The 22,295-nt window shown below is 44.2% G+C and carries 24 protein-coding genes, 3 tRNA genes and 3 rRNA genes; 7 read left to right on the forward strand and 23 right to left on the reverse strand.

Annotated features, from left to right (window positions below; all coding sequences use genetic code 11):
* Window positions 1–11: 11 nt before the first annotated feature.
* Window positions 12–842, forward strand: coding sequence for an HTH-type transcriptional regulator HdfR (gene hdfR, locus QS795_RS16455; protein ID WP_181478849.1), 831 nt, complete (start codon window positions 12–14; stop codon window positions 840–842).
* A 249-nt stretch (window positions 843–1,091) separates the two neighbouring features.
* Here hdfR and QS795_RS16460 read toward each other — a convergent pair.
* The 6 genes from QS795_RS16460 to QS795_RS16485 all read right to left on the reverse strand — a co-directional run bounded on the left by QS795_RS16460 (window position 1,092) and on the right by QS795_RS16485 (window position 6,533).
* Window positions 1,092–1,167: transfer RNA gene (locus QS795_RS16460), tRNA-Trp, on the reverse strand.
* A gap of 8 nt (window positions 1,168–1,175) precedes the next feature.
* Window positions 1,176–1,252: transfer RNA gene (locus QS795_RS16465), tRNA-Asp, on the reverse strand.
* Between the two features lie 57 nt (window positions 1,253–1,309).
* Window positions 1,310–1,425 (reverse strand): 5S ribosomal RNA (gene rrf / locus QS795_RS16470).
* 141 nt (window positions 1,426–1,566) lie between these two features.
* Window positions 1,567–4,472: ribosomal RNA gene (locus tag QS795_RS16475) — 23S ribosomal RNA — on the reverse strand.
* 359 nt (window positions 4,473–4,831) lie between these two features.
* Window positions 4,832–4,907, reverse strand: a tRNA-Glu gene (locus tag QS795_RS16480).
* Between the two features lie 85 nt (window positions 4,908–4,992).
* Window positions 4,993–6,533 (reverse strand): 16S ribosomal RNA (locus tag QS795_RS16485).
* Together the 16S, 23S and 5S rRNA genes with 3 tRNA genes alongside form the textbook arrangement of a ribosomal RNA operon.
* A 572-nt stretch (window positions 6,534–7,105) precedes the next feature.
* Between QS795_RS16485 and QS795_RS16490 the strand changes: the two genes are divergently transcribed.
* Window positions 7,106–7,651, forward strand: coding sequence for a gamma carbonic anhydrase family protein (locus QS795_RS16490; protein ID WP_154603120.1), 546 nt, complete (start codon window positions 7,106–7,108; stop codon window positions 7,649–7,651).
* On the opposite strand, the gene QS795_RS16495 is transcribed toward QS795_RS16490, so the two are convergent.
* Genes QS795_RS16495 through dprA form a run of 5 tightly spaced genes read right to left on the reverse strand, consistent with a single transcriptional unit; the run spans window position 7,627 to window position 10,941 of the window.
* The gene (locus tag QS795_RS16495) at window positions 7,627–7,887 is read right to left on the reverse strand and encodes a DUF1488 family protein (RefSeq protein ID WP_154603121.1); all 261 of its coding nucleotides are present in this window, start codon (window positions 7,885–7,887) and stop codon (window positions 7,627–7,629) included. The two genes, QS795_RS16490 and QS795_RS16495, sit on opposite strands and share 25 nt — an antisense overlap.
* On the reverse strand, window positions 7,887–8,702 hold the full coding sequence (gene aroE / locus QS795_RS16500; RefSeq protein WP_286272805.1) for a shikimate dehydrogenase: 816 nt from the start codon (window positions 8,700–8,702) through the stop codon (window positions 7,887–7,889). The genes QS795_RS16495 and aroE overlap by 1 nt, the downstream gene beginning before the upstream one ends.
* Window positions 8,703–8,708: 6 nt before the next feature.
* Entirely contained in the window at window positions 8,709–9,278 is a 570-nt protein-coding gene (gene tsaC / locus QS795_RS16505) for an L-threonylcarbamoyladenylate synthase type 1 TsaC (protein WP_154603123.1), read from the reverse strand.
* Between the two features lie 9 nt (window positions 9,279–9,287).
* The gene (locus tag QS795_RS16510; protein ID WP_154638945.1) at window positions 9,288–9,830 is read right to left on the reverse strand and encodes a DNA topoisomerase family protein; all 543 of its coding nucleotides are present in this window, start codon (window positions 9,828–9,830) and stop codon (window positions 9,288–9,290) included.
* 31 nt (window positions 9,831–9,861) lie between these two features.
* Entirely contained in the window at window positions 9,862–10,941 is a 1,080-nt protein-coding gene (gene dprA / locus QS795_RS16515) for a DNA-processing protein DprA (protein ID WP_286272807.1), read from the reverse strand.
* 131 nt (window positions 10,942–11,072) lie between these two features.
* Here dprA and def point away from each other — a divergent pair, with 131 nt between their 5' ends.
* From def to mscL, 5 genes are all read left to right on the forward strand, one after another.
* The gene (gene def, locus QS795_RS16520) at window positions 11,073–11,594 is read left to right on the forward strand and encodes a peptide deformylase (protein ID WP_318626647.1); all 522 of its coding nucleotides are present in this window, start codon (window positions 11,073–11,075) and stop codon (window positions 11,592–11,594) included.
* A 44-nt stretch (window positions 11,595–11,638) separates the two neighbouring features.
* Complete coding sequence (gene fmt / locus QS795_RS16525; RefSeq protein ID WP_181477704.1) at window positions 11,639–12,586, forward strand: methionyl-tRNA formyltransferase; 948 nt, start codon at window positions 11,639–11,641, stop codon at window positions 12,584–12,586.
* A gap of 74 nt (window positions 12,587–12,660) precedes the next feature.
* Window positions 12,661–13,947, forward strand: a complete 1,287-nt coding sequence (gene rsmB / locus QS795_RS16530; RefSeq protein WP_286272813.1) for a 16S rRNA (cytosine(967)-C(5))-methyltransferase RsmB — start codon at window positions 12,661–12,663, stop codon at window positions 13,945–13,947.
* A gap of 33 nt (window positions 13,948–13,980) precedes the next feature.
* The gene (gene trkA, locus QS795_RS16535) at window positions 13,981–15,357 is read left to right on the forward strand and encodes a Trk system potassium transporter TrkA (RefSeq protein ID WP_036955884.1); all 1,377 of its coding nucleotides are present in this window, start codon (window positions 13,981–13,983) and stop codon (window positions 15,355–15,357) included.
* 115 nt (window positions 15,358–15,472) lie between these two features.
* Window positions 15,473–15,886: a large-conductance mechanosensitive channel protein MscL gene (gene mscL / locus QS795_RS16540; RefSeq protein ID WP_036955890.1), complete on the forward strand. Its 414-nt coding sequence runs from the start codon at window positions 15,473–15,475 to the stop codon at window positions 15,884–15,886.
* Here mscL and QS795_RS16545 read toward each other — a convergent pair whose 3' ends face one another.
* From QS795_RS16545 to rpsE, 12 genes are all read right to left on the reverse strand, one after another.
* Window positions 15,887–16,087 carry an alternative ribosome-rescue factor A gene (locus tag QS795_RS16545; protein WP_154603128.1) on the reverse strand — a complete coding sequence of 67 codons (201 nt, stop codon included), beginning with the start codon at window positions 16,085–16,087 and terminating at the stop codon, window positions 15,887–15,889. It lies immediately after the preceding gene.
* A 26-nt stretch (window positions 16,088–16,113) separates the two neighbouring features.
* A complete protein-coding gene (gene zntR / locus QS795_RS16550) occupies window positions 16,114–16,530 on the reverse strand; it encodes a Zn(2+)-responsive transcriptional regulator (RefSeq protein ID WP_036955922.1) in 417 nt (138 codons plus the stop codon).
* A 135-nt stretch (window positions 16,531–16,665) separates the two neighbouring features.
* Window positions 16,666–17,052, reverse strand: coding sequence for a 50S ribosomal protein L17 (gene rplQ, locus QS795_RS16555; RefSeq protein ID WP_036955900.1), 387 nt, complete (start codon window positions 17,050–17,052; stop codon window positions 16,666–16,668).
* Between the two features lie 37 nt (window positions 17,053–17,089).
* On the reverse strand, window positions 17,090–18,079 hold the full coding sequence (locus QS795_RS16560; protein WP_036955903.1) for a DNA-directed RNA polymerase subunit alpha: 990 nt from the start codon (window positions 18,077–18,079) through the stop codon (window positions 17,090–17,092).
* A gap of 25 nt (window positions 18,080–18,104) precedes the next feature.
* On the reverse strand, window positions 18,105–18,725 hold the full coding sequence (gene rpsD, locus QS795_RS16565; RefSeq protein ID WP_004265487.1) for a 30S ribosomal protein S4: 621 nt from the start codon (window positions 18,723–18,725) through the stop codon (window positions 18,105–18,107).
* Between the two features lie 37 nt (window positions 18,726–18,762).
* Entirely contained in the window at window positions 18,763–19,152 is a 390-nt protein-coding gene (gene rpsK / locus QS795_RS16570) for a 30S ribosomal protein S11 (RefSeq protein WP_004388621.1), read from the reverse strand.
* A gap of 16 nt (window positions 19,153–19,168) precedes the next feature.
* A complete protein-coding gene (gene rpsM, locus QS795_RS16575) occupies window positions 19,169–19,525 on the reverse strand; it encodes a 30S ribosomal protein S13 (RefSeq protein ID WP_004907144.1) in 357 nt (118 codons plus the stop codon).
* Between the two features lie 145 nt (window positions 19,526–19,670).
* Window positions 19,671–19,787 carry a 50S ribosomal protein L36 gene (gene rpmJ / locus QS795_RS16580; RefSeq protein ID WP_004265484.1) on the reverse strand — a complete coding sequence of 39 codons (117 nt, stop codon included), beginning with the start codon at window positions 19,785–19,787 and terminating at the stop codon, window positions 19,671–19,673.
* A 45-nt stretch (window positions 19,788–19,832) separates the two neighbouring features.
* Window positions 19,833–21,158: a preprotein translocase subunit SecY gene (gene secY, locus QS795_RS16585; RefSeq protein WP_006657025.1), complete on the reverse strand. Its 1,326-nt coding sequence runs from the start codon at window positions 21,156–21,158 to the stop codon at window positions 19,833–19,835.
* A 7-nt stretch (window positions 21,159–21,165) separates the two neighbouring features.
* Window positions 21,166–21,600 (reverse strand): 50S ribosomal protein L15, encoded by a 435-nt coding sequence (gene rplO, locus QS795_RS16590; protein WP_006657024.1) that lies wholly within the window; start codon window positions 21,598–21,600, stop codon window positions 21,166–21,168.
* 3 nt (window positions 21,601–21,603) lie between these two features.
* Window positions 21,604–21,783: a 50S ribosomal protein L30 gene (gene rpmD / locus QS795_RS16595; RefSeq protein ID WP_006657023.1), complete on the reverse strand. Its 180-nt coding sequence runs from the start codon at window positions 21,781–21,783 to the stop codon at window positions 21,604–21,606.
* Window positions 21,784–21,789: 6 nt separating this feature from the next.
* Window positions 21,790–22,290, reverse strand: a complete 501-nt coding sequence (rpsE, locus tag QS795_RS16600; RefSeq protein WP_006657022.1) for a 30S ribosomal protein S5 — start codon at window positions 22,288–22,290, stop codon at window positions 21,790–21,792.
* Window positions 22,291–22,295: the final 5 nt, after the last annotated feature.

Raw genomic sequence — 22,295 nt, forward strand, 5'->3', positions numbered from 1 at the left:
AATTATTGGAGATACGTGTGGACAGCGAGTTATTAAGAACTTTTTTAGAAGTCAGTAGAACCAGACACTTCGGCAGAGCCGCAGAATCTCTCTACTTAACCCAGTCTGCCGTTAGCTTTCGTATCAGACAGTTAGAAACACAATTAGGCACAAGCCTATTCACACGACACCGTAATAATATTCGTTTAACTGCTGCTGGAGAACGTTTAGTTCCCTATGCTGAATCTCTAATGAATACATGGCTTCAAGCCAAAAAAGAGATCACACACGCATCCCAACATACAGAACTGTCTATTGGCGCAACGTCATCATTATGGGAAAGCTATCTCACTGGCTGGTTAGAGGTTCTATATAGCCAACATGATGAACTACGATTAGAAGCACGCGTTTCCACACGTCAATCACTCGTAAAACAGTTACATTCTAGAGAATTAGACTTACTGATAGCGATCGAACCACCAAAAATGGATGAATTTGAAAGTACCATCATTGGTTCTATTCAACTTCAATTAATGGCTTCTCAAAAGAACATAGCCCTTACTCAATATAATTTTATCAAGTTAGAATGGGGAGCTGATTTTCACCCCAAAAATGAGCCAACTCTACTGCAAGATGATTCCCCTGTAATGATTACGACGTCTGCAGAAATTACGCGTCAATTATTGCCTGTATCGCTTTCAGCGGCATTTTTACCAGCACATTGGCTCCAACATTATCCAACGTTAAAAACACTCTCAAATAACGTTATTACTAAGCCTTTATATGCCATTTGGCTGAAAAAAAATGATCAGCAAGTCCTAATTAATCAACTTATTAAAACACCAATACCAAACACACAATAGGCATTAAAGAATTCAAAAATAGGGCGAGCTATCGCCCTTTTTTATTGCAAATATATGTCTCTTAGATGGAATAATACTTAAAAGTAGATATGAAGATATGAAGATATGAAGATATGAAGATATGAAGATATGAAAAATACTAAGAAATTTCACAGTTAGGAAGAAAATTAAGGGATGCAAAAAGAAAAACCCGATTAATATAATCGGGTTATCAATAGATACTTCTTTTATTATTACTTAATTGGTAACTGGCAGGGGCGGAGAGACTCGAACTCCCAACACCCGGTTTTGGAGACCGGTGCTCTACCAATTGAACTACGCCCCTAAATTAAGTGGCGGAACGGACGGGACTCGAACCCGCGACCCCCTGCGTGACAGGCAGGTATTCTAACCAACTGAACTACCGCTCCACTTATTCTTTTTCGCCTTTCGGCAACTTATCGCTTCGCAATAAGTTTTAAATTAATGTCTGGCAGTTCCCTACTCTCACATGGGGAGACCCCACACTACCATCGGCGCTACGGCGTTTCACTTCTGAGTTCGGCATGGGGTCAGGTGGGACCACCGCGCTATTGCCGCCAGACAAATTCTGTTTATTCCCGTTTAGTCTCTAATCCACTAAACCAGAATATCAATCCTGAACAAGCTGTCGTGTCCACCTCTCGGCGTCCCACTTCATTGAATCAACTTTAATCTCTCATCTCGAAAACACCTTCGGTGTTGTCAGGTTAAGCCTCACGGTTCATTAGTATTGGTTAGCTCAACGTATCGCTACGCTTACACACCCAACCTATCAACGTCTTAGTCTTAAACGTTCCTTTAGGACCCTTAAAGAGTCAGGGAAGACTCATCTCAAGGCAAGTTTCCCGCTTAGATGCTTTCAGCGGTTATCTCTTCCGCACTTAGCTACCGGGCAATGCCATTGGCATGACAACCCGAACACCAGTGGTGCGTCCACTCCGGTCCTCTCGTACTAGGAGCAGCCCCTTTCAATCTTCCAACGCCCACGGCAGATAGGGACCGAACTGTCTCACGACGTTCTAAACCCAGCTCGCGTACCACTTTAAACGGCGAACAGCCGTACCCTTGGGACCTACTTCAGCCCCAGGATGTGATGAGCCGACATCGAGGTGCCAAACACCGCCGTCGATATGAACTCTTGGGCGGTATCAGCCTGTTATCCCCGGAGTACCTTTTATCCGTTGAGCGATGGCCCTTCCATACAGAACCACCGGATCACTAAGACCTACTTTCGTACCTGCTCGAGCCGTCACTCTCGCAGTCAAGCTGGCTTATGCCTTTGCACTAACCGCATGATGTCCGACCATGCTTAGCCAACCTTCGTGCTCCTCCGTTACTCTTTGGGAGGAGACCGCCCCAGTCAAACTACCCACCAGACACTGTCCGCACCCCAGATAATGGGGCTACGTTAGAACATCAAACATTAAAGGGTGGTATTTCAAGGTTGGCTCCACGCAGACTGGCGTCCACGCTTCAAAGCCTCCCACCTATCCTACACATCAAGGCTCAATGTTCAGTGTCAAGCTATAGTAAAGGTTCACGGGGTCTTTCCGTCTTGCCGCGGGTACACTGCATCTTCACAGCGAGTTCAATTTCACTGAGTCTCGGGTGGAGACAGCCTGGCCATCATTACGCCATTCGTGCAGGTCGGAACTTACCCGACAAGGAATTTCGCTACCTTAGGACCGTTATAGTTACGGCCGCCGTTTACTGGGGCTTCGATCAAGAGCTTCTCCTTACGGATAACCCCATCAATTAACCTTCCAGCACCGGGCAGGCGTCACACCGTATACGTCCACTTTCGTGTTTGCACAGTGCTGTGTTTTTAATAAACAGTTGCAGCCAGCTGGTATCTGCGACTGGCTTCAGCTCCATGAGTAAATCACTTCACCTAATGCCAGCGTGCCTTCTCCCGAAGTTACGGCACCATTTTGCCTAGTTCCTTCACCCGAGTTCTCTCAAGCGCCTGAGTATTCTCTACCTGACCACCTGTGTCGGTTTGGGGTACGATTAATGATAATCTAGAGCTTAGAGGCTTTTCCTGGAAGCGGGGTATGAGCTACTTCGCCACCGTAGTGACTCGTCATCAGACCTCAGCATATAGTGAACCGGATTTGCCTAATTCACCTGCCTACATCCTTAAACCGGGACAACCGTCGCCCGGCCAGCCTAACCTTCTCCGTCCCCCCATCGCAATTATCACCAGTACGGGAATATTAACCCGTTTCCCATCGACTACGCATTTCTGCCTCGCCTTAGGGGTCGACTCACCCTGCCCCGATTAACGTTGGACAGGAACCCTTGGTCTTCCGGCGTGCGGGTTTTTCACCCGCATTATCGTTACTTATGTCAGCATTCGCACTTCTGATACCTCCAGCATGCCTCACAGCACACCTTCACAGGCTTACAGAACGCTCCCCTACCCAACAATATTTACATATCGCTGCCGCAGCTTCGGTGCATAGTTTAGCCCCGTTACATCTTCCGCGCAGGCCGACTCGACCAGTGAGCTATTACGCTTTCTTTAAATGATGGCTGCTTCTAAGCCAACATCCTGGCTGTCTGAGCCTTCCCACTTCGTTTCCCACTTAACTATGACTTTGGGACCTTAGCTGGCGGTCTGGGTTGTTTCCCTCTTCACGACGAACGTTAGCACCCGCCGTGTGTCTCCCGTGATAACATTCTTCGGTATTCGTAGTTTGCATCGAGTTGGTAAGTCGGGATGACCCCCTAGTCGAAACAGTGCTCTACCCCCGAAGATGAGTTCACGAGGCGCTACCTAAATAGCTTTCGGGGAGAACCAGCTATCTCCCGGTTTGATTGGCCTTTCACCCCCAGCCACAAGTCATCCGCTAATTTTTCAACATTAGTCGGTTCGGTCCTCCAGTTAGTGTTACCCAACCTTCAACCTGCCCATGGCTAGATCACCGGGTTTCGGGTCTATACCCTGCAACTCATTCGCCCAGTTAAGACTCGGTTTCCCTACGGCTCCCCTATACGGTTAACCTTGCTACAGAATATAAGTCGCTGACCCATTATACAAAAGGTACGCAGTCACACCACAAGGGTGCTCCCACTGCTTGTACGTACACGGTTTCAGGTTCTATTTCACTCCCCTCGCCGGGGTTCTTTTCGCCTTTCCCTCACGGTACTGGTTCACTATCGGTCAATCAGGAGTATTTAGCCTTGGAGGATGGTCCCCCCATATTCAGACAGGATAACACGTGTCCCGCCCTACTCGTCGAGTTCACAACACTAACACCTTCGGATACGGGGCTATCACCCTTTACTGCCGGCCTTTCCAGACCGTTCTCCTGATGCTAATGCTGATTAAGACTCTGGGCTGCTCCCCGTTCGCTCGCCGCTACTAGGGGAATCTCGGTTGATTTCTTTTCCTCGAGGTACTGAGATGTTTCAGTTCCCTCGGTTCGCCTCGTTTGACTATGTATTCATCAAACGATAGTGCAACGAATTGCACTGGGTTTCCCCATTCGGAAATCGTCGGTTATAACGGTTCATATCACCTTACCGACGCTTATCGCAGATTAGCACGTCCTTCATCGCCTCTGATTGCCTAGGCATCCACCGTGTACGCTTAGTCGCTTAACCTCACAACCCGAAGGTGTCTTTTCATCAGACGACACGAAACGTCATGGCTGTGCGTGGTGAAGTTCTTCGTTGGGCAGGGTTCGCAATGCTCACGTACTCATGTACGCTGCGCTTGCTGCACGCTGTCCGCCTTGAATTTCACACTGCTCGCTCATGCCACTTGCTTGTGTGTTTGAAAAACACGTTCAAGTTGAGATTTTTGAGAGACTCTCACATTGTTTAAGCGATAAACAATGTGCGTTGTTTTCAATTTTCAGCTTGTTCCAGATTGTTAAAGAGCATAATTGTTAAACCAACTACAAGGTAATTGGCTTAATCATTATTTGTGGGGAACGTCTTTCACTCATTCTCCGCGCAATTGGCGTCCCCTAGGGGATTCGAACCCCTGTTACCGCCGTGAAAGGGCGGTGTCCTAGGCCTCTAGACGAAGGGGACACTACAGTCAGCTTCGCAGACGCGCTTTTTGCTCTACTTTCTATCAGACAATCTGTGTGAGCACTTCACAAGTACACTTCAATGGTAAGGAGGTGATCCAACCGCAGGTTCCCCTACGGTTACCTTGTTACGACTTCACCCCAGTCATGAATCACAAAGTGGTAAGCGCCCTCCCGAAGGTTAAGCTACCTACTTCTTTTGCAACCCACTCCCATGGTGTGACGGGCGGTGTGTACAAGGCCCGGGAACGTATTCACCGTAGCATTCTGATCTACGATTACTAGCGATTCCGACTTCATGGAGTCGAGTTGCAGACTCCAATCCGGACTACGACGTACTTTATGAGTTCCGCTTGCTCTCGCGAGGTCGCTTCTCTTTGTATACGCCATTGTAGCACGTGTGTAGCCCTACTCGTAAGGGCCATGATGACTTGACGTCATCCCCACCTTCCTCCGGTTTATCACCGGCAGTCTCCTTTGAGTTCCCACCATCACGTGCTGGCAACAAAGGATAAGGGTTGCGCTCGTTGCGGGACTTAACCCAACATTTCACAACACGAGCTGACGACAGCCATGCAGCACCTGTCTCAGAGTTCCCGAAGGCACTAAAGCATCTCTGCTAAATTCTCTGGATGTCAAGAGTAGGTAAGGTTCTTCGCGTTGCATCGAATTAAACCACATGCTCCACCGCTTGTGCGGGCCCCCGTCAATTCATTTGAGTTTTAACCTTGCGGCCGTACTCCCCAGGCGGTCGATTTAACGCGTTAGCTCCGGAAGCCACTCCTCAAGGGAACAACCTCCAAATCGACATCGTTTACAGCGTGGACTACCAGGGTATCTAATCCTGTTTGCTCCCCACGCTTTCGCACCTGAGCGTCAGTCTTTGTCCAGGGGGCCGCCTTCGCCACCGGTATTCCTCCACATCTCTACGCATTTCACCGCTACACATGGAATTCTACCCCCCTCTACAAGACTCTAGCTGACCAGTCTTAGATGCCATTCCCAGGTTAAGCCCGGGGATTTCACATCTAACTTAATCAACCGCCTGCGTGCGCTTTACGCCCAGTAATTCCGATTAACGCTTGCACCCTCCGTATTACCGCGGCTGCTGGCACGGAGTTAGCCGGTGCTTCTTCTGTTGGTAACGTCAATCGTTGATGATATTAGCATCAACGCCTTCCTCCCAACTGAAAGTACTTTACAACCCTAAGGCCTTCTTCATACACGCGGCATGGCTGCATCAGGCTTGCGCCCATTGTGCAATATTCCCCACTGCTGCCTCCCGTAGGAGTCTGGGCCGTGTCTCAGTCCCAGTGTGGCTGATCATCCTCTCAGACCAGCTAGGGATCGTCGCCTTGGTGAGCCATTACCTCACCAACTAGCTAATCCCATATGGGTTCATCCGATAGCGCAAGGACCGAAGTTCCCCTGCTTTGCTCCTAAGAGATTATGCGGTATTAGCTACCGTTTCCAGTAGTTATCCCCCTCTATCGGGCAGATCCCCATACATTACTCACCCGTCCGCCGCTCGTCAGCGAGAAGCAAGCTTCCCCTGTTACCGCTCGACTTGCATGTGTTAGGCCTGCCGCCAGCGTTCAATCTGAGCCATGATCAAACTCTTCAATTAAAAAGCTTGATGCTCAAAGAATGTTACTGTCGTTTGATTTCCGAAGAAACCAAATTACCTATTAGTTCATATATATGAATTAACGTGTTAGTCACTCTTCAAGACTTAAAATCAAATATTTTTTTGATAGTGTCCTGTGAGTGCCCACACAGATTGTCTGATAAATTGTTAAAGAGCGGTGCGACTTAATCTTTTGATTATCGACTTTAGGTCGTTGTCGCGAGGTGTCGTATACTACGTTTTTTATTTAGAAAGTCAAGCGATTATTTTCAACTATTTTCTTTCTTCACCTCTGTTATCACGGGGCTTCGAGGTTTTCTTCGAGCCGGTTTGTCGTGACAACGGATGCGCATTATAGGGAGCTCGAAAAATTACACAACCTTTTTTTTTTAAAAAAAACATCGTTTGCAGATAATTTCATCATTATGCTTTTTTTACTATCACTGTGGTTATAAAAACAGCTATTTTGCCGTATAATTCCATTCATATTGTCCTCTCTTAATTATTTGATTCTTAATTAAGAGCTTCCTTATTGTTACCTTTATATCCATCTACGTTTTATGGCTAAGAATATGAATACATCTTTAAGACCTTATTTAGAAACCTTCCCTTCTGTCGCTGCTACTGTTTTTATTGATCCATCTTCTATCGTCATTGGAGATGTTCGCTTAGCCGAAGATGTAAGTATCTGGCCACTATCAGTACTACGTGGTGATGTGAATTATATCTCTATAGGTGCACGAACAAATATTCAGGATGGTTCCGTACTACATGTCACCCACAAGTCCACCAGCAATCCTGATGGAAATCCGTTAATCATTGGGGAAGATGTCACTGTTGGGCATAAAGTCATGCTGCACGGATGCACGATCGGTAACCGAGTTCTTGTCGGTATGGGCTCTATCGTGATCGATGGGGCTATTATTGAAGATGATGTAGTGGTCGGCGCTAATAGCCTCGTCACTCAAGGAAAAAAATTGGAGTCTGGCTACTTATATATGGGAAGCCCAGCCAAAGCGATTCGAAAACTTACCGAAGCTGAACTTAACCATTTACGTTATTCAGCTAATAATTATGTTGAGTGGAAAAATAATTACTTATCGTCCAGCAATTCATAGAAGCCATGTTCATTGTCGAGTCCTTGCTCAATCAAGGCCTCGAACTCTTCTTCTATATCCCAGCGATAATGCTGAAAAAGCGCCAGTGGAGTTTCATTCTGACCATATCGTTTAATAAGTAGGGTTTGTGAAACAACACACTCTGAAAGTAGTCCATTAACTAAAACAGGAAAACGCACCTTACTAATAGCTGTGTCCCACATTTCCCTATCTGGAAATTGAATCGCCTGATTCATTATTCAAGTTCCTTTTTTAACTCTTTTAATACTGGCTCAATCTCTGGTATCACTCCATGCCAAAGTTTAAAAGCAAATGCCGCTTGCCCAACCAGCATACCTAAGCCATCCGCTAGCTTATTCACTTGATGCTGCTTAGCGAATGACAAAAAGGGGGTTAAACCTCGTTGATAAAACATGTCATAACATGCGGTCTGTTGAGAAAATAGTTCAGGACTGATTTTAGGGATCTCACCAGCCACTCCAGAAGAAGTACCATTAATGATTAGATCAAACTCTGCTGAAATGAGCTGCTCCATTGGTCTACTCTGTATTTTCCCAAGAACCGAAAACTGGTGAGCTAAAGATTCTGCTTTTATAAAGGTTCGGTTAGTCAACGTAATATCGCAGCCGTACTCAAGTAGAGGCAATAGAGCGCCGCGAGTTGCACCACCAGCTCCAATAACCAATATTTTGCTTGAAGGCGATACAAACCCAAGGCGCTGTAAATCAAGCAATAATCCCGCACCATCCGTATTGTCACCCAACAAACGATGATTATCGAGTTTTCTAATCGTATTTACGGCACCACAGGTTTGAGCTCTTTCCGTCAATTCTGAAACGAATTGAAATGCCCTTTCTTTAAACGGTAATGTAATGTTTGCACCCTGCCCGCCTTTTTCAAAAAAGTCTGATAAATAAGCTTCAAAATCTTCTACGGGAGCAAGTATTTTCTGGTATTCAAGATCAATGCCTGTCTGCTTGGCAAACATTTGATGTATTGACGGTGATTTACTGTGTTGAATCGGGTTACCAAAAACTGCAAACATTCCCATTAATCATTATCCTTTACGATATAATTGCCCAGTCAAAGCATCTCGAATTTCTGATGGATTCAATCTTCCACCAACAGCCCCATCAAGAACGGGGATCGTTTCTTTAAACTGTGCAATCACTTCTTCTGTAGTTCGACATGGTTCTAATCCACTCAAATTTGCACTCGTTGATACGATTGGTTTGCCATATTCACTGCAAAGCTCTTTCACTAACTCATGGTTTGTGACACGAACAGCTAAAGTATCAAATTGACCCGTTAACCATTTTGGTGTTGTTTTCTTTGCAGGAATTACCCAAGTGACAGGTCCTGGCCACGTAGCAAACATCGCTTGACGCTGTTGCTCATTAAGTTTGCTGTCATCGACATAATTTTTGAGTTGCTCATAATTATCAGCAATCAAAATTAACCCTTTTTCCCAAGGGCGCTGTTTCAATTCAAGTAATTTATTTACCGCAACCTCACTATCAGGGTCACATCCTAAGCCAAAAACAGCTTCAGTGGGATAAGCGATAACTTGTTGTTGTTTCAGTGCTTCAATAATATTTTTAATTGCAGGTGTAGATTGATTTTGCATAGTTTTAACTCATGATTCTTCTTGTAACTTACCGCAGCGTTTGCTGGCACAGAACAATCTTACTCCCTGTCCAACCTTTTTTTCCATAAGTAATGGGTATTCACAAGACTGACATTTTCCCACTACAGGCTTATTATTCAGGATAAACTGACAGTTAGGATAATTATCGCAAGCATAAAAAGTTTTACCAAAACGGGATTTTCTTTGTAGCAAATTGCCTGTTTGGCATTGAGGACAAGGAACCTTAGTTTCATCCGGTTTATCGATGAGCTCTGTATGTTCACATTCAGGATAGTGGCTACAACCGATAAACATCCCAAAACGCCCTTGTTTTAATACCAAATCATACCCGCATTTAGGACAGCTTTGACCTTCCAATACTTTGACAATGTGAGTCTCTGCAACAGCTCTTAATGGCTTAATATAATGACATTGAGGGTAACCAGAACATGCTAAAAAAGGCCCATGAGCTCCGTTACGGATAACGAGCAAAGAGTTACATTCAGGACAGTATTCATTTTTATCTGTATCAAAAGGCAATTGCTTCGACATGTTTTTGTTTAATCCACTCTTTTTTCAATGACTAGTTTACTCTGATATATCCACCAGCCACTGATATAATTGCGCCATTAATCTCTAATTCAGTTAAGGCTGAAATCACTTGCGTGATAGGTAACTGTAATTCAGTAGCGATGATATCTGCAGGGGTCGATTGGTACCCTACCATACCTAAAATCCGACTTTCTGTCAGATTTAACTCTGGCTGTGCAGAGGTTTCAATCTCCAATTCTGGTTGTATCCAATTTGGTGAGCATTCTAGATGCAATAATATGTCTTCGGGTTCTACCAGCAGATATGCCCCTTGTTGTATCAACCAGTGATTACCACTAAATGCGGAGTTGCCTAATGGTGCCGGCAGTGTAAATAGATCCCGATTTTGTTCAATTGCATATCGGGCTGTAATCAACGATCCACTTTTCATACCCGCTTCGATAACCAATACTGCTTTACTTAGCCCACTAATGATACGGTTTCTTCGAGGGAACTGTTTTGGTAATGGGGGAGCATCAGGAAAATACTCTGAAACTAATACACCTTCAGACCTAATTCGTTCTGCTAAATCGAAATGTTGTTTCGGATAAATATAGGAAAGCCCACTTCCTAGTACAGCGACTGTTTTCCCTTGATTATCTATCGCTGTTTTATGGCTAATACCATCAATACCGAGAGCCAAACCACTGGTGATTGTCAATTTGTAATCTATAAATTTTCGAACAAATGCTTCCGTCCATTTCTTACCATACTCGGTAACTTGCCGACTTCCTATAATAGCAATTTGCTTTTCAGATAATAATTCACTTCGTCCCGACACAAAAAGTAATAATGGCGGGTTATATATCTGCTTTAATAAAAAAGGATATTGCACATCTAAAAATGTAATTAATTGATTTTCTGTATTTTCTAGCCATTTCAACGTTGATTCAATTCGCCTTAAAGAGACATTAAGGAATTGCAATCGTTGCATTTCATTCAGCCCACAAGCTTTTAAGACTGTATGATTTACTTTATCCACTTGTTTTAATTGAGATACTATCTTTGGCGCTATTTTTATTCCAACTCGGCTAACTTGCGAAAGTCTTAGCCATATTTCCTGTTCATTCATTTTGTCTTCCTGACAATAAGTTAGCACATTTGGAAACGAACAAATCATAACCAATACTGTCAATATGACTGATAAATGTCTAGAATAGACAGTAATTACCTTTTAAATTTTGGAAACTACTCGAAAAATTTATGTCAGTCTTAAACGTGTTACATTATCCAGACGAGCGCCTTCGCACCGTTGCAAAACCAGTTGAAAAAGTTGATGCATCTATCCAGCGTATTATTGATGATATGTTCGATACGATGTATGACGAAGAAGGCATTGGGCTCGCAGCAACGCAAGTGGATATCCACCAGCGCATCATTGTTATTGATGTTTCTGAATCACGTAATGAGCGCCTTGTACTTATCAATCCTGAGCTTCTTAATAAAGAAGGTGAAACAGGTATAGAAGAAGGCTGCCTATCAGTCCCTGAACAGCAAGGATTTGTACCAAGGGCGGAGAAAGTGAAAGTTCGTGCTCTTGATTATAACGGTACATCATTTGAACTTGAAGCTGATGGTCTACTGGCTATCTGTATTCAACATGAAATGGACCATTTAGTTGGAAAACTGTTCGTTGATTACTTATCACCTTTGAAGCGTCAACGTATTCGCCAGAAAGTAGAAAAACTCGATAGACTGAGAGCTAAAGAAGCTAAAAGTCGCTGAGTTAATAAGAAGTTAGTCTTTATTACTATAAATGGGAAAGGATCGTGTCAGAACCATTAAGAATTATTTTTGCAGGTACGCCTGATTTCGCAGCTAAGCATTTGGCCGCATTGTTAGAAACCAATCATAATATTGTTGGTGTATTAACTCGTCACGATAAACCTGCAGGTAGAGGCAAAAAGCTAACAGCGAGCCCTGTTAAGATCCTTGCGGAAGAACATGGAATACCTGTTTTCCAGCCAGTTACCTTACGTGATCCAGACAATCAACAATGGATCACAGATCAAAATGCTGATCTGATGATTGTCGTTGCTTATGGCTTGATCCTGCCACAAGCAGTTTTGGATATTCCCCGTTTAGGCTGTTTGAATGTTCATGGTTCGTTGTTACCACGCTGGCGAGGCGCCGCTCCGATCCAACGATCCATTTGGGCTGGTGATCACGAAACTGGTGTCACTATCATGCAAATGGATGCCGGCCTTGATACCGGAGATATGCTATATAAAGCTATTTGCCCGATTACTGCTGAAGATACTAGTGCAACTTTATATGAAAAGCTGGCGATTACAGGGCCTAAAGCACTTATTCATACAGTAGATTTACTCTCTTCAGGTCATTGTATCCCAGAGAAACAAGATGATTCTCTCGCTAATTACGCTGAAAAATTATCTAAAGATGAAGCGAGAATTGATTGGCAACTACCAGCTGAACACATTGAGCGCTGTATTCGAGCCTTTAATCCTTGGCCAATGAGTTATTTCATGGTTCAAGAGCAATTAATCAAAGTATGGCAAGCTGAAGTCATCGCTCAAGCACATAATCAGCGCCCAGGTACTATCATCAGTGCCGATAAAAAAGGTATCAGTGTTGCAACTGGTAATGGAATATTAAATATTACTCAGCTACAACCACCAGGCAAAAAAGCGATGAGTGCGCAAGATATACTTAACTCCCGCCGCGAATGGTTCATACCTGAGCAATTGCTAGACTAATATATTGGTAGCATTACCTAAAAATGCAAAATTCGGTAATGCTACTTAAGTAACTAATAGACTCTCTTTCAATTATGAAAAACAAATATAATTTGCGTAGTATCGCAGCGACCGCCATTAGTCAGGTATTAGATAACGGGCAATCATTAAGTACCGTTTTACCTGATCTGCAACGTAATATTAATGATAAAGATAAAGCGCTACTGCAGGAGATTTGCTTCGGAGTTCTACGTTATCTACCAAAGCTCGAATGGTTTATTAGTCAGCTAATGGAAAAACCGCTAACAGGCAAGCAAAGAACTTTGCATTACCTCATCATGGTTGGGCTTTATCAATTACTCTATACTCGCATCCCTGCACATGCGGCTTTAGCAGAAACCGTGGATGGTGCAGTTGCATTAAAGCGCCCACAGTTGAAAGGCCTAATAAATGGGGTACTACGCTCTTTCCAACGTCAGCAAGTTCAATTAGAAGAACGTAACACAAATAATAATAGCCAATATTTACATCCTAGTTGGTTATTAAAACGCATTCAAACCGCCTACCCTGATAGCTGGGAAAATATTGTTGATGCCAATAATCAGCGTCCACCTATGTGGTTGAGAGTTAACTCCCAACATCATACAGCCGCACAATATTTAGAGTTACTCGAACAAGCAGAAATTACAGCATACTTGCACCCATCACATCCAAGTGCAATTCGTTTAGAAGAAGCGACTCCTGTTACCCGCTTACCTGGTTTTGAAGATGGCTGGTCAACAGTACAAGACGTTTCTGCACAAGGTTGCGCTGAACTACTCTCTCCAGCTAACGGCGAAAATATTCTCGACTTATGTGCAGCACCAGGCGGGAAAACAACACATCTTTTAGAACTTGCCCCTAAAGCCCATGTTCTCGCCGTAGATATTGATGAGTCACGGCTCAAGCGAGTGAAAGAAAATCTGCAAAGATTGAAGCAACAAGCTATTGTTATTCAAGGAGATGGTACGAAACCTGAAGAATGGGCGAAAAGTCAGCAATTTGATCGTATTTTGCTTGATGCTCCATGCTCTGCAACGGGAGTTATTAGACGCCACCCTGATATTAAATGGCTAAGACGCGATTCAGATATTCAAGAGCTATCTCAGTTACAGGCTCAAATCTTAGAGGCTGTATGGCCATACTTAAAACCTGGCGGCACATTAGTGTATGCCACATGCTCCATCATGCCTGAAGAAAATAGCCAGCAGATTCAGCATTTCCTTTCTAAACATACTGATGCAAGTATGAATGATGGTACAGAATTAGGCTTACAAATATTACCAAGCACAACTGGGGGTGATGGTTTCTTTTACGCCCGCTTACTCAAGCACGTACAGTAATATTTAACAAAGACTCTGAGATAGGAAGATGCTATGAAGATCATTATTCTAGGTGCAGGGCAAGTCGGTGGGACACTCGCTGAAAACTTAGTGGATGAAAATAACGATATTACCGTTGTTGATACCAATGCCGATCGCTTGCGTCAGCTACAGGATCAGTTTGATCTGCGCGTAGTTAATGGGCATGGATCCCATCCCCGAGTTCTTAGAGATGCTGGAGCTGAAGATGCGGATATGTTAGTTGCGGTAACTAACTCAGATGAGACCAACATGGTTGCTTGTCAAATTGCTTATAGCCTATTTAATACGCCGAATAAAATCGCACGTATTCGTGCAACCGAATATATCCGCGAAGCTGACAAGCTTTTTTTAGCAGAACAAATCCCTATTGATTATCTGATATCGCCGGAACAGCTGGTTATTGAATATATCTATAAACTTATCCAATATCCAGGGGCTCTACAGGTCGTTAATTTTGCCGAAGGTAAAGTAAGCATTGTTGCTGTAAAAGCCTACTATGGGGGTTCTCTAGTAGGTAATGCATTGTCTAGCTTACGTGAGCACATGCCACACATTGATACTCGCGTTGTCGCGATATTCCGTCAAGATAGACCGATTCGCCCTCAAGGTTCCACCATTATTGAAGCGGGTGATGAAGTTTTCTTCGTTGCCTCCACTCAACATATTAGAGCGGTAATGAGTGAGCTCCAGCGATTAGAAAAACCCTACAAGCGTTTAATGATTGTTGGTGGTGGCAACGTAGGTGCCGGCTTAGCTAAGCGATTGGAAAAAGACTATAGCGTTAAACTGATTGAACGTAATCAGGAAAGAGCAACTGAATTAGCTGAATTGCTCCATGATACGATTGTTTTTTATGGTGATGCTTCAGATCAAGAATTACTTACTGAAGAACATATTGAACAAATGGATGTGTTTATTGCGCTTACCAATGATGATGAAGCAAATATCATGTCCGCTATGCTTGCGAAAAAAATGGGCGCTAAAAAAGCCATGGTATTAATTCAACGCTCTGCCTATGTTGAATTAGTTCAAGGCGGTGTTATTGATATTGCCGTATCTCCACAGCAAGCAACCATTTCAGCTTTACTTGGTCATGTCAGAAAGGCGGATATTGTCAGTGTCTCATCATTGCGCCGAGGAGTTGCAGAGGCGATTGAAGCGATCGCCCACGGTGATGAAAACACATCAAAAGTAGTTGGTAAGAAAATATCAGAAATTAAGCTTCCTCCAGGTACAATTATTGGCGCCATCGTAAGAGAGGAAGAAGTCATTATTGCTAGTGATTACCATATTATCGAGCAAGGTGACCATGTCATTATGTTTATTACCGATAAAAAATATGTTCCGGATGTGGAAAAGCTGTTCCAGCCAAGTCCGTTCTTTTTATAATTATCTAAAATAAATAGTAAAAATTTGCAGGTTGATAATTCTAGATACTATAATTTTGATACGTGGTTCCACACGTTTAGTCATTTAGTTAATAAATAAAGGGAAGGGGTCGTACATGAGTTTTTTAAAAGAGTTCCGCGAATTTGCCATGAAAGGCAACGTTGTGGATATGGCTGTCGGTATTATTATTGGTGCTGCATTTGGTAAAATTGTTTCTTCATTAGTTGCCGATGTGATCATGCCACCATTAGGATTAATCATTGGTGGCGTAGATTTTAAACAATTCAGCCTTGTACTTCGAGAAGCGGAAGGGAGTGTACCTGCCGTAGTGATGAATTATGGGATGTTTATCCAAACAGTTTTTGATTTTGTTATTGTCGCATTTGCTATTTTTATGGCAATCAAGGTAATGAACAAAGTTCGTCGTGAAAAAGAAGAGGCAGCACCAGCAGAGCCTGCTGCTCCATCTACAGAAGAAGTTTTACTATCTGAAATTCGTGACTTACTGAAAGAACAGAATAAAAAATAACTAAAAGGCCAGTGGTAATAAGTTTATTAACCGATTACCACTGGCCTCCCAGTTACCTGCCTTATTTGCTTTTCCTTTTCTTGTATAGCTTCCTTTACCTTTCTTATTTTTCTCAACTCTCTGGCGAAATAGTGGGTCATGTAACAGTGCCTCAATGGCATTATCTTTAATCTCACCACGCTTATGCTGATATTTATTCATAATCTACCTTCATTATCAGTTTTAAATTAATAAATTTTTGATGCGCCTTTTTCTAGGATCTCCATGATAGAACAATATGTCGATGCATGTTCATCACCACAACATGCTGAACTCAAGGTCTTCAGTGAATCTCTCATAATGATTAGCTCTTGGATCTTCTTTTCCACTTCAATCAGCCTAATATCAACAATATTCTTTGATTCCTGACAAGTATGGTGTTCGGGATCAACTCGGATCGATAATAGCTCAGTAATCGCTTCAAGTGTAAACCCTAGTTGCTTCGCATAACGAATAAAACGTAGGCGCTGTAAATCTTGCTCCGTAAACAACCGGTAACCACCTTCCGTTCTCGTTTTGTGCCCCATCAAACCCTGCTTTTCATAAAAACGGATTGTATCTGGTGTCACATCTGCTAATTTAGCTATTTGACCAATCTTATACATGCTCATTTTCTTATGCCTATAAGTATGGATAGAAAGTAAAAATTCAAGGATGGAAAAGAATTAATTTGGAGGGGTAGAATAGCAGGTACAAAAAAACCGGGCAATACACCCGGTTTTCTTGAAAGCAATTACAGATTACTCTGCAGCTGCTTCTTGAGACTCAACAGCACGGTCAACAAGCTCGATGTAAGCCATCGGAGCGTTGTCACCTGCGCGGAAACCACACTTAAGAATACGAGTGTAACCACCTGCGCGAGCTGCGAAACGAGGTCCCAGTTCATTAAATAGTTTTGCAACGATCTCGTTATCACGAGTACGTGCGAATGCCAGACGACGATTAGCTACGCTGTCGGTCTTGGCAAGAGTAATCAGCGGCTCAACGACGCGACGCAGTTCTTTCGCTTTAGGCAGAGTCGTCTTGATAATTTCATGACGAACTAAAGAACCTGCCATGTTACGGAACATAGCTTGGCGGTGGCTGCTGTTGCGGTTCAATTGACGACCACTCTTACGATGGCGCATGACCTTATCCTTCTCAGTAAAACCTTAACCTGTGATCCTAATCATCAGCAATACTTGCTGGTGGCCAATTTTCTAAGCGCATGCCCAGAGAAAGACCACGAGATGCCAAGACGTCCTTAATTTCAGTAAGAGATTTCTTACCAAGGTTCGGAGTTTTAAGCAACTCAACTTCTGTACGCTGTACCAGATCACCGATGTAGTGGATAGCTTCTGCTTTGAGGCAGTTAGCAGAGCGGACAGTCAATTCCAGATCGTCAACTGGGCGCAGTAAGATAGGATCGAATTCTGGTTTCTCTTCTTTAACTTCTGGCTGACGTACATCACGTAGGTCAACAAAAGCTTCAAGTTGTTCAGCCAGAATGGTAGCTGCACGGCGAATCGCCTCTTCAGGATCGATTGTACCATTAGTTTCCATTTCGATTACTAACTTATCCAAGTCAGTACGCTGCTCAACACGAGCTGCTTCAACATTGTAGGCAATACGCTCTACAGGGCTATAGCAAGCATCGACTAACAGACGACCGATTGGGCGCTCATCTTCTTCCGAATGAACTCGGGCAGAAGCCGGCACATAACCACGACCACGCTGAACTTTAATACGCATATTTACAGATGCGCTTTCGTCAGTGAGGTGGCAGATAACATGCTGTGGCTTGACGATTTCGACATCACCATCATGGATGATGTCGGCTGCAGTCACAGGGCCAATGCCAGATTTATTCAAGGTTAAAATAACTTCATCTTTCCCCTGAACTTTTACCGCCAGCCCTTTCAGGTTGAGGAGAATCTCCAGGATATCTTCCTGTACACCTTCTTTGGTGCTGTACTCATGCAGTACACCATCAATCTCAACCTCTGTCACCGCACAACCCGGCATAGACGAAAGCAGAATACGGCGCAGTGCGTTACCTAGAGTGTGGCCAAAGCCGCGCTCTAAAGGCTCAAGGGTCACCTTAGCGTGCGTCGAACTCACTTGCTCGATATCTACCAGGCGCGGTTTTAGAAACTCTGTCACAGAACCCTGCATTGTGTCCTCTCTTTGGTGCTAAGCTTTACTTGGAGTAAAGCTCGACGATCAGGTGTTCGTTAATGTCCGCAGACAAGTCAGTACGTTCAGGAATACGTTTGAACACACCTTCCATTTTAGCAGCATCAACTTCCAGCCAAGTTGGCTTCTCACGCTGTTCAGCCAGCTCTAAAGCAGCCTTGATACGAGACTGTTTTTTAGCTTTCTCACGAACGCTGATAACGTCATTCGGGGAAACCTGATAAGAAGCGATATTAACTACACGACCATTTACCATGATAGCTTTGTGGCTAACCATTTGACGTGCTTCTGCGCGAGTTGCGCCAAAGCCCATACGGTAAACGACGTTATCTAAACGACCTTCCAGCAGGGTCAGCAGGTTTTCACCTGTGTTGCCTTTCAGGCGAGTTGCTTCTTTATAATAGTTACGGAATTGACGTTCCAGAACACCGTAAATACGACGAACTTTTTGTTTTTCACGTAACTGAACACCATAGTCAGACAGACGCGGTTTACGCGCACCGTGCTGGCCAGGTGCCTGTTCTAATTTACACTTGGTGTCAATCGCGCGAACACCAGACTTCAGGAAGAGGTCTGTTCCTTCGCGACGGCTCAGCTTGAGCTTAGGACCCAAATATCTAGCCATTTTCTTTCTCCAACAGTCCTAAAAAAAACGAAACGTATTAAACGCGACGTTTTTTCGGTGGGCGACAACCGTTATGAGGGATAGGAGTCACATCAGTAATATTAGTGATGCGGAAACCAGCGGCGTTCAGAGCACGAATTGTTGATTCGCGACCCGGACCCGGTCCCTTAACCATAACTTCCAGGTTTTTGATTCCGTATTCTTTCACAGCTTCTGCGCAACGCTCTGCCGCAACTTGTGCTGCGAACGGAGTGGATTTGCGAGAACCACGGAAACCGGAACCACCGGCAGTTGCCCAACCTAATGCGTTACCCTGACGGTCAGTAATGGTAACGATTGTGTTGTTGAAAGAAGCATGGATATGAGCCACACCGTCTGAGACTTGTTTTCTTACACGCTTACGTGCACGAACTGGTGCCTTTGCCATTATTCAATACCCCGACTTATTTCTTGATCGGCTTACGCGGACCCTTACGGGTACGAGCGTTAGTCTTAGTACGCTGTCCGCGCACAGGAAGACCACGACGATGACGTAAACCACGGTAACATCCAAGGTCCATCAGACGCTTGATGCTCAGGGTAATTTCACGGCGTAAGTCACCTTCTACAACATATTTAGCAACTTCGTCACGCAGCTTGTCGATTTGTTCTTCAGACAGCTCACTGATCTTAACATTTTCAGCAATACCAGTTGCTTCACAGATAGCCTGTGAACGAGTTTTGCCGATGCCGAAAATCGATGTTAAAGCGATTACGGTATGTTTATGATCAGGAATGTTAATGCCTGCTATACGGGCCACTATGCACTCCTAAGTTAAAATATACATTACTGTGCTGAAAAGCCCGTTTTCAGGATACTCAAACAATAATGTATCTTAGATAAAAAAGATTGGCTGGCTAATTTAGCCAGCTCAACCCAACTTTGCAAGAAAAAAATGCTTTTTCTTAGCCTTGACGTTGTTTATGTCTTGGCTCAACACTGCAAATCACACGAACGCTACCATTGCGACGAATAATTTTGCAGTTACGGCATAATTTCTTGACGGAAGCACGAACTTTCATTTTTACTCTCCGTAACTTCTAAGCAAACCATAATCACTCGCGTGATTATTTACCTTTTAGATTTGCTTTCTTCAATGCAGACTCATACTGACTTGACATCATCAGAGTTTGCACTTGAGCCATAAAGTCCATGATAACGACAACCACGATTAAGAGGGAAGTACCACCAAAGTAAAAAGGTACTTTCATTGCGTCACGCATGAACTCCGGGATTAGGCAGATAAAGGTAATATAAAGAGCGCCGACTAATGTTAATCGTGTCATTACCTTATCGATGTACTTGGCCGTTTGCTCTCCCGGACGAATTCCTGGTACAAATGCACCGGACTTCTTCAGGTTATCTGCTGTTTCTCTTGGGTTGAAAACCAACGCAGTATAGAAGAAACAGAAGAAGATGATCGCAGAGGCATAAAGCAACACATATAACGGTTGTCCAGGCTGTAAGTACATAGATACTGTAGTCAGCCAGTCCCAACCAGTTCCATCACCAAACCAAGACGCTATTGTACCCGGGAATAGTATGATACTGGAAGCAAAAATTGCAGGAATTACACCCGCCATATTCACTTTTAACGGTAAATGTGTACTTTGTGCAGCGTAGACACGGCGTCCTTGTTGGCGTTTAGCGTAGTTTACGACGATACGACGTTGACCACGTTCCATAAACACTACAAAGAAAGTTACCGCGAATACTAATACCGCAACCAACAGCAACAGGAGGAAGTGCAGATCGCCTTGCCGAGCTTGCTCGATGGTATGGCCAATAGCCGGCGGGAGACCCGCAACGATACCAGCGAAGATAATAATTGAAATACCGTTACCGATACCTCTTTCAGTTATCTGCTCACCTAACCACATAAGGAACATAGTCCCTGTGACTAAGCTAACAACTGCCGTGAAGTAGAATGGGAGGCCTGGATCAAGAACTAATCCCTGCATCCCTGGCATATTCGGTAGACCCATTGCAATACCAATAGATTGGAATATTGCTAATACCAGAGTACCCCAGCGAGTATATTGGCTTATCTTCCGACGACCTGCTTCTCCTTCCTTCTTGATCTCTGCTAATCGTGGGTTAACCACAGATAATAACTGGACAATGATCGATGCCGAAATATACGGCATGATACCCAGAGCAAAGATAGAAGCACGGCTAAGAGCACCACCAGAGAACATGTTAAACATTTCAATGATGGTGCCTTGTTGCTGTTCGAGCAATTTGGCAAGCACAGTGGCATCAATACCAGGGATTGGAATAAAAGAACCAATTCGGAAAACAATTAGCGCCCCAATAACAAACAAAAGTCTGCGTTTTAGTTCGCCAGCTCCACCTTTGGCACTTTGGAAATCTAATCCTGGTTGTTTAGCCATCTGTCACTTATTCCTCAATTTTACCGCCGGCAGCTTCGATTGCAGCGCGAGCACCTTTAGTAACACGAAGGCCACGTACAGTAACTGCACGATTCACTTCGCCAGACAGAATAACTTTTGCGTATTCAATCTGGATGTCAATAACGTTCGCGGCTTTCAGTGCGTTCAGATCAATAACATCGCCTTCAACAGAAGCAAAATCAGACAGACGGATTTCCGCAGTGATCATTGCTTTACGTGAAGTGAAACCGAATTTCGGTAAACGACGGTATAAAGGCATCTGGCCACCTTCGAAACCACGACGTACGCCACCGCCAGAACGAGACTTCTGACCTTTGTGACCACGGCCGCCGGTTTTACCCAGACCAGAACCGATACCACGACCTACGCGTTTAGGCGCGTGCTTGGCACCTTCAGCCGGAGACAGAGTATTTAAACGCATCTCTTACTCCTCAACTTTAACCATGTAGGAAACCAAGTTGATCATACCACGGACAGCAGGAGTATCCTCGCGCTCTACTGTATGACCAATGCGACGCAGACCTAAACCGACCAGTGTTGCCTTGTGTTTCGGCAGACGACCGATTGAACTGCGAACTTGTGTAATTTTAATAGTCTTAGCCATGGCTGATTACCCCAGAATTTCTTCGACGGATTTTCCACGCTTAGCTGCGACCATTTCTGGAGACTTCATGCTGTCTAAAGCATCCAGTGTTGCACGAACCACGTTGATTGGGTTAGTGGAACCATAGGTTTTAGCCAGTACGTTGCGAACTCCAGCTACCTCTAAAACAGCACGCATTGCACCACCGGCAATAATACCGGTACCTTCGTGAGCAGGTTGCATAAACACGCGAGAACCGGTGTGTGTACCTTTCACTGGGTGGAATAATGTGCCGTTGTTTAGAGCAACGGTTTTCATACTGCGACGGGCTTTTTCCATCGCTTTCTGGATTGCTGCCGGAACTTCGCGCGCTTTGCCGTAACCAAAACCAACGCGACCGTTACCATCACCAACTACAGTCAGTGCGGTAAAGCTGAAAATACGGCCACCTTTAACGGTTTTAGCTACGCGGTTTACCGCGATCAGCTTTTCCTGCAGTTCGCCAGCTTGTTTTTCGATGTGAGACATCTTAC

Origin of the sequence: Providencia zhijiangensis, assembly GCF_030315915.2 — a bacterium.
Classification (GTDB): Bacteria; Pseudomonadota; Gammaproteobacteria; order Enterobacterales; family Enterobacteriaceae; genus Providencia; species Providencia zhijiangensis.

Bases quoted from the DNA above. Each gene is read 5' to 3' on its own strand.
- QS795_RS16490 (WP_154603120.1), top strand. From the start codon at position 7,106: ATGAATACATCTTTAAGACCTTATTTAGAAACCTTCCCTTCTGTCGCT.
- QS795_RS16495 (WP_154603121.1), bottom strand. From the start codon at position 7,887: ATGAATCAGGCGATTCAATTTCCAGATAGGGAAATGTGGGACACAGCT.
- aroE (WP_286272805.1), bottom strand. From the start codon at position 8,702: ATGGGAATGTTTGCAGTTTTTGGTAACCCGATTCAACACAGTAAATCA.
- tsaC (WP_154603123.1), bottom strand. From the start codon at position 9,278: ATGCAAAATCAATCTACACCTGCAATTAAAAATATTATTGAAGCACTG.
- QS795_RS16510 (WP_154638945.1), bottom strand. From the start codon at position 9,830: ATGTCGAAGCAATTGCCTTTTGATACAGATAAAAATGAATACTGTCCT.
- dprA (WP_286272807.1), bottom strand. From the start codon at position 10,941: ATGAATGAACAGGAAATATGGCTAAGACTTTCGCAAGTTAGCCGAGTT.
- def (WP_318626647.1), top strand. From the start codon at position 11,073: ATGTCAGTCTTAAACGTGTTACATTATCCAGACGAGCGCCTTCGCACC.
- rsmB (WP_286272813.1), top strand. From the start codon at position 12,661: ATGAAAAACAAATATAATTTGCGTAGTATCGCAGCGACCGCCATTAGT.
- trkA (WP_036955884.1), top strand. From the start codon at position 13,981: ATGAAGATCATTATTCTAGGTGCAGGGCAAGTCGGTGGGACACTCGCT.
- mscL (WP_036955890.1), top strand. From the start codon at position 15,473: ATGAGTTTTTTAAAAGAGTTCCGCGAATTTGCCATGAAAGGCAACGTT.
- QS795_RS16545 (WP_154603128.1), bottom strand. From the start codon at position 16,087: ATGAATAAATATCAGCATAAGCGTGGTGAGATTAAAGATAATGCCATT.
- zntR (WP_036955922.1), bottom strand. From the start codon at position 16,530: ATGTATAAGATTGGTCAAATAGCTAAATTAGCAGATGTGACACCAGAT.
- rplQ (WP_036955900.1), bottom strand. From the start codon at position 17,052: ATGCGCCATCGTAAGAGTGGTCGTCAATTGAACCGCAACAGCAGCCAC.
- QS795_RS16560 (WP_036955903.1), bottom strand. From the start codon at position 18,079: ATGCAGGGTTCTGTGACAGAGTTTCTAAAACCGCGCCTGGTAGATATC.
- rpsD (WP_004265487.1), bottom strand. From the start codon at position 18,725: ATGGCTAGATATTTGGGTCCTAAGCTCAAGCTGAGCCGTCGCGAAGGA.
- rpsK (WP_004388621.1), bottom strand. From the start codon at position 19,152: ATGGCAAAGGCACCAGTTCGTGCACGTAAGCGTGTAAGAAAACAAGTC.
- rpmJ (WP_004265484.1), bottom strand. From the start codon at position 19,787: ATGAAAGTTCGTGCTTCCGTCAAGAAATTATGCCGTAACTGCAAAATT.
- secY (WP_006657025.1), bottom strand. From the start codon at position 21,158: ATGGCTAAACAACCAGGATTAGATTTCCAAAGTGCCAAAGGTGGAGCT.
- rplO (WP_006657024.1), bottom strand. From the start codon at position 21,600: ATGCGTTTAAATACTCTGTCTCCGGCTGAAGGTGCCAAGCACGCGCCT.
- rpmD (WP_006657023.1), bottom strand. From the start codon at position 21,783: ATGGCTAAGACTATTAAAATTACACAAGTTCGCAGTTCAATCGGTCGT.
- rpsE (WP_006657022.1), bottom strand. From the start codon at position 22,290: ATGTCTCACATCGAAAAACAAGCTGGCGAACTGCAGGAAAAGCTGATC.